This window comes from Modestobacter altitudinis (genome assembly GCF_005930475.1).
Lineage (GTDB): Bacteria > Actinomycetota > Actinomycetes > Mycobacteriales > Geodermatophilaceae > Modestobacter > Modestobacter altitudinis.
In genome coordinates, this window is record NZ_SJEW01000008.1 from 1 (window position 1) to 13,444 (window position 13,444).

Below are 13,444 nucleotides of genomic sequence, written 5' to 3' on the forward strand. Positions count from 1 at the left end.
CCTGCCCACAACGACGGCGCGGGTGGTCAGCGCCGTCGTTGTGGGCAGGGGTGTACTGGCTGGAAGTCATACGTCGTTCCTCAACAGTCCGGTGGCCACCGTTCATCCACCGGGCGCGGGGCACCCGTCAGGGGCCGCTTCGCACGTCGGGGTCGGACGTCGGGTCGCCGGCGCGCCTCCGTGGCGCTGCCTCGCGCCGACGTCGAGTCCACCCGCTCTCGGATTGAGCGGGGGGCGGCGCCGGTGATCCCCACTCTGCCAGAGCGGGGCCGTGCTGCGCAGGGACGCCACGGAGGCGCTCGTCACATCGGGGTGGCCGCTGCGCCGGTCGGCGCGGACCCGCGGAAGGTGCGCCGGTAGGTCAGCGGCGCCACCCCGATCGCGGCGTGCAGGTGCTGGCGGAGCGACGCGGTGGTCCCGAACCCCGCCTCGTCGGCGACCCGCTCGACCGGGGTGTCGGTCGACTCCAGCAGGTGCCGGGCCAGCGCCACCCGCTGCTGGGTCAACCAGCGCTGCGGGCTCAGCCCGGTCTCCTGGCGGAACCGCCGGGTGAACGTGCGCACGCTCATCCGGGCGTGCCCGGCCAGCTCGGCCAGGGTCAGCGGCTCGCCCAGCCGGGTCATCGCCCAGGCGCGGGTGTCCGCCGTCCCGGTCCCTGCGGGGTCGGGCAGCGGCCGCTCGATGAACTGCGACTGGCCGCCGTCCCGCCACGGCGAGGCCACCCGCCGGCGGGCGACGCTGTTGGCCACCTCGCTGCCGTGGTCACGGCGCACGACGTGCAGCAGCAGGTCGATGCCCGCGGCGTTGCCGGCCGAGGTGAGCACGTCGCCGTCGTCGACGAAGAGCACGTCGGGGTCCAGGCGCACCTGCGGGAAGAAGCCGGAGAAGGCGGCGGCGTGCATCCAGTGCGTGGTGGCCGGGCGGCCGTCGAGCAGCCCGGCGGCCGCGAGCACGAAGGCGCCGGTGCAGATCGAGACGATCCGGGCGTGCGTCGCCGCGCGGGTCAGCGCGTCGGTCAGGGCGGGGGAGAGGACGCCGTCGGACTGCGGTCCGCCGTAGACGCCCGGGACGACCACGGTGTCCGCCGTCTCCAGCAGGCGGAGGTCGTGGTCGGGCAGCACCGCGTAGCCGGCGCTGGTGCGCACCGGGCCGCCGTCCACCGTGGCGACCCGGACCCGGTACAGCGGGCGCCCCGCGGCGTCGACCGCGCCGCCGAGGAAGGCGTGCGGCAGCCCGAGCTCGAAGGCGACGGTCGTGTCCATGGCCAGGACGGCGACCTCGTGGACGGCGGAGTCGGGCATGGCCGGATCGTTGCACATGCTGGCTTCCCGGCCACTGGTTGCGCGCCTGCGGTGCCCGGCAGGATCTGCTCCGTGACCACCGCGCTGCCGACCCGCACGTCCCGGATCCACCCTGCGTGGTGGGTCGCCGCGGTGACCTTCCTGGCGCTGATCGGCGCCGCCGCGTTCCGTGCCGTGCCGGGTGTGCTCATCGACCCGCTGCACGAGGAGTTCGGCTGGTCGCTGTCGACCATCTCGCTGGCCGTCGCGATCAACCTGGCTCTCTACGGCCTCACCGCGCCGTTCGCCGCCGCGCTGATGGAGCGCTTCGGCATCCGCCGGGTCGTCGTCGCCGCGCTGCTGGTGGTCGCCGTCGGCAGCGGGCTGACCGTCTTCATGACCGCGAGCTGGCAGCTGGTCCTCTGCTGGGGCGTGCTCGTCGGGCTGGGCACCGGCTCGATGGCGATGTCACTGGTCGCGACGGTCACCGGGCGCTGGTTCGTGGCCCGCCGGGGGCTGGTGTCCGGCGTGCTGACCGCCGCCGGTGCCACCGGGCAGCTGGTCTTCCTGCCGCTCGTCGCCTGGGTGAGCGAGCACTGGGGCTGGCGCCCGGCGGCGCTGGGCACCGCAGCGGCGGCGCTCGCGGTCGCGCCGTTCGTCGCCTGGCTGCTCCGGGACCGACCCCGCGACGTCGGGGTGGCGCCCTACGGCGGCACGCCGGAGGACGACGTCGAGCCCGCCCGCGGCAACCCGGCCCGCACCGCGCTGCGCGGGCTGGCCGAGGCGGTGCGCACCCGGCCGTTCTGGCTGCTCGCCGGCGGCTTCCTCATCTGCGGCGCCTCGACCAACGGCCTGGTGCAGCCGCACTTCATCCCCGCCGCGCACGACCACGGCATGCCGGTGACCACCGCGGCCGGCCTGCTGGCGATCGTCGGGGTCTTCGACGTCGCCGGCACGATCTTCTCCGGCTGGCTCACCGACCGGGCCGACCCGCGGGTGCTGCTGCTGGCCTACTACGGGCTGCGCGGGATGTCGCTGTTCCTGCTGCCGCAGCTGTTCGGCACCGACATCCAGGCCTCGATGATCGCCTTCATCGTCTTCTACGGCCTGGACTGGGTGGCCACCGTGCCGCCGACGCTGGCGCTGTGCCGGCAGTACTTCGGTGCCCGGGCGCCGGTCGTCTTCGGCTGGGTCTTCGCCTCCCACCAGGTGGGTGCCGCGCTGGCCGCGTTCGGTGCCGGCGTCATCCGCGACGTCACCGGTTCCTACGACGGCGCCTGGTACGGCGCAGCCGCGCTCTGCGTGGTCGCCGCGGCGCTGTCGATCTCCATCCGCCGCCGGCCGTCGTCCCCAGAGACCACGCTGCCGGTCGAGCCGGTCCCCGCCGCCGCCGACCAGGCCCACGGCTGAGCCGGGGCGCCGGACACCCTTCCGGTGGGTGCGGTGGGCGAGCAGCATGGCGGGGTCGGGGAGACGCCCGACACCCGTGAGCGAGCCTGGCGCCGGGGGCTCCGTCGACCCGCCATCCCACGCGAGGAGACGACCATGGCAGTCGACCAGGACAAGGTGATGGACTTCCTGCACCGGTTCGTCGGTGACCTGGGAGCCGCGATGGCGGCGGGCAACGTCGTCGTCGGTCACCGGCTGGGGCTCTACGCCGCACTGGCGCAGGGGCCGGCGACGCCGGCCGGCCTGGCGGAGCGCACCGCGACCGATCCCCGCTACATCACTGAGTGGCTGCGCGGGCAGGCGGCCGGTGGCTACGTCACCCGGGACGCCGGAGCCAACGAGGAGACCTACTCGATGACCGAGGAGCAGGCCTTCTGCCTGACCAGCCCGGACAACCCGGTCTACGTTCCGGGGGCGTTCCTGCTCACGCTGGGCGCGCTGCGCGCGGAGCCGCGGATCACCGAGGCGTTCCGGACCGGTGGCAGCATGGGGTGGCACGAGCACGACGGGGACGTGTTCGTCGGCACCGAGCAGTTCTTCCGCCCGGGCTACCACGCGAACCTCACGACCAGCTGGCTGCCCGCACTCGACGGGGTCGAGGCGAAGCTGCAGGCGGGTGGGTCGGTCGCGGACATCGGCTGCGGCCTGGGCGCCTCCAGCGTGCTGCTCGGCCAGGCGTACCCGGCCGCGCACGTGACCGGCTCGGACTACCACGATGGCTCGATCGAGCTGGCCCGCAAGCGCGCGGCCGATGCCGGCGTCGGCCACCGGGTCAGCTTCGAGGTCGCGACGGCGCAGACGTTCAGTGGCAGCGACTTCGACCTCGTGACGTCGTTCGACTGCCTGCACGACATGGGTGACCCGCTGGAGGCCGCCCGGCACGTGCTCCAGGCGCTGGCTCCTGACGGCAGCTGGATGATCGTGGAGCCGATGGCAGCCGACGACCCGGCGGACAACCTCAACCCGGTGGGTCGCGTCTTCTACAGCGCCTCGACGTTCCTCTGCCTGCCCAACGCGAGGTCGCAGCCCGGCGGCTACGCGCTGGGGGCCCAGGCGGGGGAGGCGGCGATCCGGCGGGTGGTCACCGACGCCGGCTTCACCCGGTTCGCCCGGGTCGCGGAGACCCCGTTCAACCTCGTCTTCGAGGCCCGCCCGTAGCCCCGCCTCCGGTTTCGGCGCCGGACCCCGACCGGGGTTTCGGCGCCGAGACCGGCTGGGTTCAAGCGGGGACGGCGGAGGCCGTGGTTCCGACGGCGGCTCTGATCAGGTCGGACGCCCGTTCGGCGATCATGATCGTCGGGGCGTTGGTGTTGCCGGGCACCAGCGTCGGCATGACCGAGGCGTCGACCACCCGCAGGCGGTCGATGCCGCCGGCCTCCAGCAGCAGCACCCGCAGCGAGGGGTCCTCGGTCAGCCGGCCGGCGAGCGTGCAGCCCGCCGACCCCGCACCGACGACGACGACGTCGAACTCGTCCAGGGCAGAAGTGGCCACTTCTGCCCTGGTCACCGGTGGCGGCCGTGCACGATGCCGATGACCCGGGCGAGCACGTTGGCGGCGGCGGCCGGGCGGCTGAAGCTCATCAGGTCCACCGGCAGCGGGAAGCGCTGGCGGGTGATCGCCTTGGCCCGGGTGAACTCGCGCAGCCCGTCCTCGCCGTGGATCCGGCCGAAGCCGCTGTCGCCCACCCCGCCGAAGGGCAGCGAGGGCACCGAGGCGAAGGTCAGCACCGAGTTGATCGACGTCATGCCGCTGCGCATCCGGCGGGCCAGGTCCATCGCCTTCGCGGTCGAGCCGCTGAACACCGAGCCGCCCAGGCCCAGCGAGGTGGCGTTGGCGCGGCGCAGGCCCTCCTCGGCGTCGGCCACCCGCGCGATGGTGATCGTCGGCCCGAAGGTCTCCTCGGTGACCGCTGTCGACGTCTCGGGGACGTCGAGCAGCACGGTCGGGGCGATGTAGCCGCCGTCCAGCGTGCCGCCGGTCGCGGCCCGCCCGCCGGCGCCGATGGCGTCGTCCAGGTGCCGGCGGACGACGTCGCCCTGGCTGGCCATGGTCATCGGGCCGTAGGTCGCCTCGTCGTCCGAACCCGGGCGCAGGTCGGCCACCTGCCTGGTGACCTCGGCGACGAACCGGTCGTAGACGGCGCTGGTCGCGTAGACCCGCTCGATGCCGATGCAGGTCTGCCCGGCGTTGCTCATCCCGCCCCACACCGCGGCGTCGGCCGCGGCAACAATGTCGGCGTCGTCGTCGACGATCATCGCGTCCTTGCCGCCGCACTCCATGAGCACCGGGGTCAGCGTCTCGGCGCAGGTGGCCATCACCTTCCGTCCGGTCGCCGCCGAGCCGGTGAAGGCCAGCTTGCCGACGCCGGCCCGGCACAGCGCCGCGCCGGTCTCCCCGGACCCGGTGACGAGCTGGAAGGCGTCGGCCACGTCGGGGACGGCGGCCCGCCAGGCCCCGGCCAGCCACGCGCCGACGGCCGGGGTGAACTCGCTGGGCTTGAAGACGACGGCGTTGCCGGCTGCCAGCGCGTAGGCGATCGAGCCCATCGGCGTGAACACCGGGTAGTTCCACGGCCCGATCACGCCGACGACGCCCAGCGGCTGGTACTCCAGGGAGGCGGCGTGGTTGGCGGCGAGCAGGCCGGGGTTGACCCGGCGCGGACCGAGGGTCCTCCTGGCGTGCGCGCCGGCCCAGGCGAGGTGGTCGACGGCGAGGGTGATCTCCAGGACGGCGTCGGCGTGCGGCTTGCCGTTCTCCCGGTGCACCAGCTCTGCGAGCTCGTGCACCCGCCGGGCCAGGTACCCGCGGTAGGCGGCGAGCCGGAGCCGGCGCTCGGCGAAGCCGAGGGCGGCCCACCGCTCGGCGGCGACCCGCGCCCGGGCGACGGTCTCCCGGACGGTGTCTGCGTCGTGCACCGGGAAGACCCCGACAACGGCGCCGGTGGCCGGGTTCGTGGACTCGAAGGTCTGCTGGGTGGAGTGGCGGTCCACGGTCCCGGCGGTGGTGGCCGAGACGCTGTCCAACTCCTCGCTGAGCGGCATGGCACGGCAGGTTACCGGCCGGTAGTGCGGTCCGCGTCCGCGCCTGCTTGGTGCCCAACTCCTTGGCACGCGACCGGTCAGGGGTGACCGATACCCTCGCGCGGTGCGCCCGGCTGTCGGGTGCGGGAGGCGGAGGCACGTGGAGCAGGCCGGGGCAGCGCACGGCGGGATCGACCTGGCCGCGGTGTTCGGCGCACTGCCGACGTCCTTCCTGGTCATGACGCCCGACCTGGTCATCGTCGAGGCGAATGACGCCTACCTGGCCACCACCGGGCGTACCCGCGCGGAGCTCGTCGGCCGGCCGGTCTTCGAGGCGTTCCTGGGCAACCCGTCCGACAGCGAGGCCGACGGCGGGGTCGGCAAGGTCCAGGCCTCCCTGGAGCGCGCCCGGGACACCCGGCGGCCGGACACCATGCCGGTGCAGGAGTACGACATCCCCGACGGCACGGGGGGCTTCAGCAAACGCTTCTGGAGCCTGATCAGCACGCCGGTCCTGGACGCCGAGGGCCGCTGCGCCTACCTGGTGCAGCGGGCCGAGGACATCACCGACTACGTGGTCGAGCAGCGCCGCATCGGCGTCGACGACCCCACCGACCTGCAGCGGCGCGTCCTCGAGGTCGAGTCCGACCTCTACGCCCGCGGCCTCGAGCTCGCCGACGCCCGCGCAGCCCAGGCCGCCAGCGCCGGGCGTCTCACCGCCCTCGCTGGGGTGGCGCGGCGGCTGGCCGGCGCGGAGACCGTCGCCGACCTGGTCTCGGTGGTCACCGAGGGCGGGCTGGCCGTGGTGGGCGCACCCGGCGGGGCCGTGGCGGTCCGCGACGGCGACGTGCTCCGGTCGGTGGTCTCCGGGGAGCTGGGCGGCCCACGGACCCAGCAGACCTACCAGCTGCTGCCCCTCGACGGGCCGCTCCCGGTCAGCGTCGCGGCGCGCACCGGCCGGCCGGTGCTGCTGCCCGACCGCGCGGCGTCGCTCGGGTTCGCCCCGGAGATGGCCGGCGTCGTCGAGGCCACCGGCGGAGTGGCCTACGCGAGCCTGCCGCTGCGCACCCCGACCCGGGACATCGGCGTGCTGACCGTCGTCTGGGACGAGCCGCAGGCCTTCGTCCCCGCCGAGGTGGAGGTGCTGGTCGCGTTCGCCGCGCAGTGCAGCCAGGCGCTCGACCGCATCCAGACCCGCGAGGCGGAGCTCCGCAGCGCCCGGCAGCTGACCGCGCTCGCCGAGCTCGCCCTGGCGCTCGGACGCGCGGAGTCGGTCCACGAGCTGACGGCGACCGTGGTGGACCGCGGCCTCGCGGTGCTCGGTGCCCAGGGCGGCGCGGTGGCGATCAGCGACCCCGACGACCCGGCGATGCTCCGGCTGGCGATCACCGACGGGCTGGGGGAGGACACCCAGCAGACTTACGGGTTGATCCCGGTGGCCGGTCCGCTCCCCGCCAGCATCGCCGCGCGCACCCGTCGACCGGTGGTGCTGCACGACGGGGCGGAGTCCCGCGCGCTGACCGCGGACATGGCCCAGGTCATCACCGACACCGGCTGCCAGGCGTGGATCGCGGTCCCGCTGGAGAGCGGTGGCCGGCTGCTCGGGTCGCTGACCGTCGGTTGGGCCGACCCGCAGCTCTTCGGTCCTGCCGACCTCGAGGTCGTCGTCGCCTTCGCCGCCCAGGCCGCGCAGGCGCTGGACCGGCTGCAGACCCGGACGGCCGAGCGGACCGCGCTCAACGCGCTGGCCGGCACGGTCGAGGCACTGCAGCGCAGCCTGCTCTCCGACCCGCCGGAGCCCGACCACCTGGAGCTGTCCGTCCGGTACCTCCCCGCCGCGCGCCAGGCCCAGGTCGGCGGTGACTGGTACGACAGCTTCCTGCTCTCCGACGGGCGCACCGTGCTGGTGATCGGCGACGTCACCGGCCACGACAGCCACGCGGCCGCCGCGATGGCCCAGGTGCGCAACGTGCTCCGCGGGGTCGCCCACCACAGCGGCGGCAGGCCGTCCGAGGTGCTCACCGGGCTGGACGCCGCCATGCGCGACCTGGACATCGGCACGCTGGCCACCGCGGTGCTCGCGACCGTCGAGCAGACCGCCGCCGACGCCGCCCGCGGGGCCCGGGTGCTGCGCTGGTCCAACGCCGGGCACCCGGCACCCCTGCTGGTGCAGCCCGACGGCAGCATCGAGGTGCTGGAACGCCCGGCGGACCTGCTGCTCGGCGTCGACCCGGAGCGCCCCCGGCACGACCACGCGCGGGAGCTGGCCCCGGGTTCGACGGTGCTGCTCTACACCGACGGGCTCATCGAGCGCCGCGGCGTCCCGCTCGACGACGGCGTGCGCTGGCTCGGTGACCTGCTCCGCGAGCTCCGCCACCTCGACCTCGAGGAGCTGTGCGACCGGGTGCTGGCCGAGCTCGCCGGCCGGGTCGACGACGACGTCGCGCTGCTGGCGATCCGGGCGCACCCGGAGGACCGGCCCCGGCCGCCGTCGGCCGGCTCGGGGCGGCTGCCCGAGGAGCACAGCGCGCTGCGGTGACCGCGGTCAGCGGGCGCTGCCGGGGGTGAGCAGGTCGTCCAGGCCGATCCGGCGGAAGAACTCCACCCGGATCCGGTCGGCGACCGCCCGGTCGGGATCGGCCGGGTGCCCGGCGTGCGCGAAGTGGTGGGTGCCTGACGGGTACGCGCCGGGCACGACGATCGCCGTGTCCACCCCGAACCGGACGAGCTCGCCGGCGCAGGAGACCGCCAGGGCGTCCAGAGCCGCCTTCGCCGCCGCGGAGTACGGCGCCAGGAACGGCGGGGCGCCGCCCCGGGTGCTCGACGAGCCGATCCACACCAGCGGCTGTCCAGCGAGGACGGCCGGCAGCGGCTCGCGGCGGACGCGCTCCCCGACTGACCCCCGCCGGTCGGGCATGCTGCGCAGGTGCCTGACCCCGCCGAGCTGCGCCGCCGGGTGCTGGCCGCCTGGACCGACGCCCCGGCCCGCTTCCGGGAGGACGCGAACGCCGAGGAGGACCTGGTCCTCGGCGGCTACCGCGACCGGCTGCTCGTCGAGCTCGCCCAGAACGCCGCCGACGCCGCCGCCCGGGCCGGCGTCCCCGGCTCCCTGCGGCTGCAGCTGGACGGCGACGTCCTGCGCGCGGCCAACACCGGCGCCCCGCTGGACGACGACGGCGTCCAGGCGCTGGCCAGCCTGCGGGCCTCGGCCAAACGGGGTGCGGGCGACTCCGTGGGGCGGTTCGGCGTCGGGTTCTCCGCCGTCCTGGCCGTCAGCGACCAGCCGGCCGTGGTCTCCACCGGCCGCTCGGTCCGGTTCAGCGCCGAGGGGACCCGGGCCGCCGTCGCCGCCGTGCCCGCCCTCGCCGACGAGGTGGCCCGCCGGGGCGGTGCCGTCCCGGTCCTCCGGCTGCCGTTCCCGGCCGACGGCACCCCACCCGCCGGCTTCGACACCGAGGTCGTCCTGCCGCTGCGGGCCGGCACGGCCGGGCAGGTCCGCGCCGCCCTGGGCGGCCTGGACGCCGAGCTGCTGCTCGCCCTCCCGGCGCTGACCCGCATCGACGTCGACCTCGACGGCGCCGTCCGCACGCTGACCTCGCGGCCCGGTCCGACCGCGGACGTGGTGCTCGGCGACGGGGACCGGACGACGACGTGGCGGGTCGTCCAGCGCTCCGGCGAGCTGCCCGAGCGGCTGTTCGCCGACCGACCGGTGGAGGAGCGGGACCGCCGCGGCTACACCGTCACCTGGGCCGTCCCGGTCTCCGACGACGTCCCGCTCCCGCTGACCGGCCGGCAGGTGGTGCACGCCCCGACGCCCAGCGACGAGCCGCTCTCGCTGCCCGCCCGGCTGATCGCGCCGTTCCCGCTCGGTCCCGACCGGCGGCACGTCGCACCCGGCCCGGTCACCGACGCGCTGGTGCAGGTGGCCGCCGACGGCTACGCCGAGCTGCTCGCGGACCTGCCGGCCGACCCGGTCCTGCTCCGGCTCGTGCCCCGGACCGGCCTCGCCGCCGCCGAGCTGGACGCCGTGCTGTGCCGCGCCGTGCTGGACCGGATCCGTGGCGCGGCCTGGCTGCCGCCCGCCGACCCGGAGGAGGCACCGCTGCGGCCGGACCGCGCCGTCGCCCTCGACGACCCCACCGACGAGCGGGTCGCCGCGCTCGTCGGGGTGCTGCCCGGCCTGCTGCCGGCCGCGTGGTCCCGGCGGTCGGACGCGACGGTGCTCAGCGCGCTCGGCGTCCGCCGCGCCGGGCTGGCCGAGGTGGTGGAGGCGGTGCGCGGCGTGCAGCGGCCGGCGGGGTGGTGGGCCGGTCTGTACGCCGCGCTGGAGAGCGGCGACCGGGACGAGCTCGCGGCCCTCCCGGTGCCGCTGGCCGACGGCCGGACGGCACAGAGCCCGGCCGGGGTGCTGCTGACCGACGCCTCGCTGCCCGCCGACCGGCTGGCCCCGCTCGGCCTGCGCATCGCCGACCCGGTTGCGGCGGCCGGCCCGGCGCGCCGGGTGCTGGAGCGGCTGGGCGCCCGCCCGGCGACCGCCGCCGCCGTGCTCGCCGATCCCGACGTGCGGGCGGCGGTGGAGAACTCGCTGGACGAGGCCGACGACGGCGTGGACGTCGAGCCGCTGGCCGTCGCCGTCCTCACCCTGGTCGGCGCCGCCGGGACGGCGCCCGGGGAGCTGCCGTGGCTGGCCGAGCTGGCGCTGCCCGACGACGACGGCGGCTGGGCGCCGGCCGGGGAGCTGGTGCGCCCGGGCTCGCCGCTGGCCGACGTCCTGGCCCCCGCCGCGCTCGGCGCGCTGGACCCCGAGTTCGCCGCCGGCCAGGACGTCGCCGCGCTGCGGGCCGTGGGGGTGCTGGACACCTTCGCGCTGCTGACCGCCGAGGACCCCGACGACCTCGACGTCGACCGGGTCGACGAGTGGCTGGACGCCGTCCTGGACCGGCTGCCCGCCGACGCCCCACCGCCGGTCTGGCCGCCGCTGACCGCGGTGCGCGACCTGGAGCTGGTCCGGGACTGGGACCGCGCGCTGCCGCTGCTGGCCGGCCTGCCGGCCGCCGCGCTCGCCGACGTCGACCTCGGCGGGACCGTGGTCCCGGGCTACCTGCGCTGGTGGCTGCGCACGTCCCCGGTGCTCCGTGGCACCCGGCCCGACCGGCTGCGCTCCTCTGACAGCGTCGAGCTGCTGGGACTGTACGAACCGGTGCCCGAGCTCCCGGCCGACGTCCTGGCCCTGCTGCGGCCGCCGGCGACGGTGGCCGACGTGCTGGCCGACGTCGAGGACGCCCTCGACCTGCTCGACCGGCTCGGCGACCCCGCGCGGACGGTCGGCCCGGCGGTGCTGCGCACCGTGTACGCCGACCTGGCCGCCGCGCTGGCCGACGTCGACGTCGAGCCCCCGCGCCGGGTGCGGGTCGCGCCCGGCCGGGTGAGCGACGAGGCGGTGGTCCTGGACGCGCCCTGGTTGCAGCCACTGGTCCCGGCCGCCGTCGTCCCGGCGGGCGGGGCGTCCGGTCCGGTCGCCGACCTGCTCGACCTGCCGCTGGCCAGCGAGCAGGCCGGCCGTGCGCGGGTGACCAGCCGGGCCGCGCGCACGGTGGGGTGGGCCGAGGTGCCGGGGGCCGGGCTGGCCGCGGCGCGGCTCGGCCTGCCCGAGCTGCCCGGGTCGGTCGCGGTCCACCCGACGCTGACCGTGACCGGCGGCCGGACCGTCTCCTGGTGGCCCGGCGAGCCGGACGCGGTGGACGGCTCACCCGCGGCGCTGGGCCGGGCGCTGGCCTGGCGGTCCGGGGTCTGGCCGCTGAGGCAGGCGCTCGCCGAGGCGTTCGCCCACCCGCAGCGGGCCGCCGAGCTGGCCGGCGAGGACGCCGTCGGCTGAGGAACCGGCTCCCGCGGTTTCGTGGTGCAGATCACAGCCACGTGCGAGACTCCCTCAGCCGGCACTCGGTCGACGCACAGGGAGCACCTCTCGGGGACGTCCCAGCGACCTGCTCCGGTGCAGCTGAGTCCCGAGGACGAGCTCGAGGGGTGGCACGCGGATGAGGCACCGGACCCGCTGGACCGGACGGGCGCTGGCGACAGCGGCGGCAGTCGCACTCGGCATGGGCGTGGTGGTGGCGCCGACCGCGAGCGCCACACCACCGGCAGGCGGGGCTCCACCACCCGTCGGCTGTGCGGAGGTGAGCACCGCTCGGCTGGCCCTGCCGAACACCACCGTCACCTCGGCCGTGGCCGACCCGGGTGACGCCACCACGCCGGCGTCCTGCCGGGTCACGCTGACCGTCACGCACCCGCCGGCCGGGGACGCGGTGACCGTCTGGGTGCACCTGCCCACGGACACCTGGAACGGCCGGTTCCAGGCGATGGGCGGCGGCGGGTTCCGCGGCGGCTCACCGGACTCGCTGCTGACCCCCCTGCGCGACGGCTACGCCACCGCGGCCACCGACGCCGGGCACGCGGGCGCCACGGCCGACTTCGCGTTGAACCCCGACCGGACGCTGAACTGGCCGGCGATCGAGGACTTCGGCTACCGCGGCGTGCGCGACATGACCGTCACCGCGAAGGCCGTCATCGCCGCGTTCTACGGCACCGGGCCGGAGTACTCGTACTGGAACGGCTGCTCCACCGGCGGCCGGCAGGGCCTGATGGAGGCGCAGCGCTACCCCGACGACTACGACGGCGTGCTGGCCGGTGCTCCCGTCATCAACTACTCGCGCCTGCAGATCGCCCAGATGTGGGGCCAGGTCGTGATGCTCGAGGAGGCCAACCCGGTCGCCCCGTGCAAGTTCGACGCTGCTCTCCGGGCGACCGTCGCGGCCTGCGACACCGTCGGGGACGGCGTGGTCGACGGCGTGATCGGCGACCCGCTGGGCTGCTCCTTCGACCTGGGCACGCTGGTCGGCACCGCGACACCGTGCGGCGACATCACCGCGGCCGACGTCGAGGTGATGCGCCGGATCGCCGAGGGCCCGCGCACGCAGGACGGGCAGTTCCTCTGGTACGGCCAGGCGCCGGGCACCCCGTACGCCGGGCTCAACGACACCGAGGTGGTCGACGGCCAGCTGGTGGGCAAGCCGTTCCAGTACGACCTGTGGTGGATCGGCCTGTTCCTCGCCCAGGACCCGGACTGGGACTGGCGGACGCTGACCTACGCCGGCTACGAGGCGTTCTTCCAGCAGTCGGTCGAGATGTACTCGGCGGTGTTCTCCGCTGACGACCCCGACCTGTCCGCGTTCGCCGACTCCGGCGGCAAGGCGCTGCTGTGGCACGGCGCGGCCGACTTCGGCGTCCCGTTCCAGGGCACCGTCGACTACGTCGAGCGGGTCCAGGACACGATGGGACCGGGGCGGACGAAGGAGTTCCTCCGGCTGTTCCTCGCCCCGGGCGTCGGCCACTGCGGCGGCGGCGCCGGTCCGCAGCCGGTCGGCCAGTTCGAGGCGCTGGTCGACTGGGTCGAGCACGGGAACGCGCCGCGGACCATCGACGCGGAGGCGGTCGACGCCTCGGGGGCGGTCGTGCAGACCCGCCCGCTGTGCGCCTACCCGAAGGTCGCGCGGCTGGTCGGGCACGGCGACCCTGCCGACGCCGGCAGCTACCGCTGCGTCCGCGGCACGGAGATGGAACCCGCCGTCCGTTGACCGGGAGCCGGGGGCACCGGCGGGCAGGTCCCGCCCGGTGACCCCCGGATCCCGGCCGAG

General features: G+C 75.8%; 9 protein-coding genes. 5 read left to right on the top strand and 4 right to left on the bottom strand.

All coding sequences use genetic code 11. The annotated features are described in order from the left end of the window. Nucleotides 1-302: 302 nt before the first annotated feature. Nucleotides 303-1,301, bottom strand: coding sequence for a GlxA family transcriptional regulator (locus FHL79_RS04835; RefSeq protein ID WP_171058020.1), 999 nt, complete (start codon nucleotides 1,299-1,301; stop codon nucleotides 303-305). Nucleotides 1,302-1,373: 72 nt separating this feature from the next. On the opposite strand from FHL79_RS04835, the gene FHL79_RS04840 reads away from it, so the two are divergent. Next, nucleotides 1,374-2,690 (top strand): MFS transporter, encoded by a 1,317-nt coding sequence (locus tag FHL79_RS04840; RefSeq protein ID WP_138757500.1) that lies wholly within the window; start codon nucleotides 1,374-1,376, stop codon nucleotides 2,688-2,690. A 135-nt stretch (nucleotides 2,691-2,825) separates the two neighbouring features. Beyond that, complete coding sequence (locus FHL79_RS04845) at nucleotides 2,826-3,887, top strand: class I SAM-dependent methyltransferase (protein WP_138757501.1); 1,062 nt, start codon at nucleotides 2,826-2,828, stop codon at nucleotides 3,885-3,887. A gap of 61 nt (nucleotides 3,888-3,948) precedes the next feature. On the opposite strand, the gene FHL79_RS04850 is transcribed toward FHL79_RS04845, so the two are convergent. Together FHL79_RS04850 and FHL79_RS04855 are read right to left on the bottom strand one after the other, a co-directional pair. Then, on the bottom strand, nucleotides 3,949-4,221 hold the full coding sequence (locus FHL79_RS04850) for a GMC oxidoreductase (protein WP_171058021.1): 273 nt from the start codon (nucleotides 4,219-4,221) through the stop codon (nucleotides 3,949-3,951). A gap of 11 nt (nucleotides 4,222-4,232) precedes the next feature. Further along, nucleotides 4,233-5,771 carry an aldehyde dehydrogenase family protein gene (locus FHL79_RS04855; protein WP_138757503.1) on the bottom strand — a complete coding sequence of 513 codons (1,539 nt, stop codon included), beginning with the start codon at nucleotides 5,769-5,771 and terminating at the stop codon, nucleotides 4,233-4,235. A 139-nt stretch (nucleotides 5,772-5,910) separates the two neighbouring features. On the opposite strand from FHL79_RS04855, the gene FHL79_RS04860 reads away from it, so the two are divergent. Next, the gene (locus tag FHL79_RS04860; RefSeq protein ID WP_138757504.1) at nucleotides 5,911-8,289 is read left to right on the top strand and encodes a SpoIIE family protein phosphatase; all 2,379 of its coding nucleotides are present in this window, start codon (nucleotides 5,911-5,913) and stop codon (nucleotides 8,287-8,289) included. A 6-nt stretch (nucleotides 8,290-8,295) separates the two neighbouring features. On the opposite strand, the gene FHL79_RS04865 is transcribed toward FHL79_RS04860, so the two are convergent. Then, nucleotides 8,296-8,667: a Rossmann-fold NAD(P)-binding domain-containing protein gene (locus FHL79_RS04865; protein ID WP_218938328.1), complete on the bottom strand. Its 372-nt coding sequence runs from the start codon at nucleotides 8,665-8,667 to the stop codon at nucleotides 8,296-8,298. A 9-nt stretch (nucleotides 8,668-8,676) separates the two neighbouring features. Between FHL79_RS04865 and FHL79_RS04870 the strand changes: the two genes are divergently transcribed. Then, complete coding sequence (locus FHL79_RS04870; RefSeq protein ID WP_138757505.1) at nucleotides 8,677-11,625, top strand: sacsin N-terminal ATP-binding-like domain-containing protein; 2,949 nt, start codon at nucleotides 8,677-8,679, stop codon at nucleotides 11,623-11,625. Between the two features lie 301 nt (nucleotides 11,626-11,926). Then, nucleotides 11,927-13,384, top strand: a complete 1,458-nt coding sequence (locus FHL79_RS04875; RefSeq protein WP_171058022.1) for a tannase/feruloyl esterase family alpha/beta hydrolase — start codon at nucleotides 11,927-11,929, stop codon at nucleotides 13,382-13,384. The last annotated feature ends 60 nt before the right edge of the window (nucleotides 13,385-13,444 follow it).

What these genes read in the sequence shown, in the direction of transcription:
- FHL79_RS04835 (WP_171058020.1), bottom strand. Translation starts at nt 1,301, where the DNA reads ATGCCCGACTCCGCCGTCCACGAGGTCGCCGTCCTGGCCATGGACACG.
- FHL79_RS04845 (WP_138757501.1), top strand. Translation starts at nt 2,826, where the DNA reads ATGGCAGTCGACCAGGACAAGGTGATGGACTTCCTGCACCGGTTCGTC.
- FHL79_RS04855 (WP_138757503.1), bottom strand. Translation starts at nt 5,771, where the DNA reads ATGCCGCTCAGCGAGGAGTTGGACAGCGTCTCGGCCACCACCGCCGGG.
- FHL79_RS04865 (WP_218938328.1), bottom strand. Translation starts at nt 8,667, where the DNA reads ATGCCCGACCGGCGGGGGTCAGTCGGGGAGCGCGTCCGCCGCGAGCCG.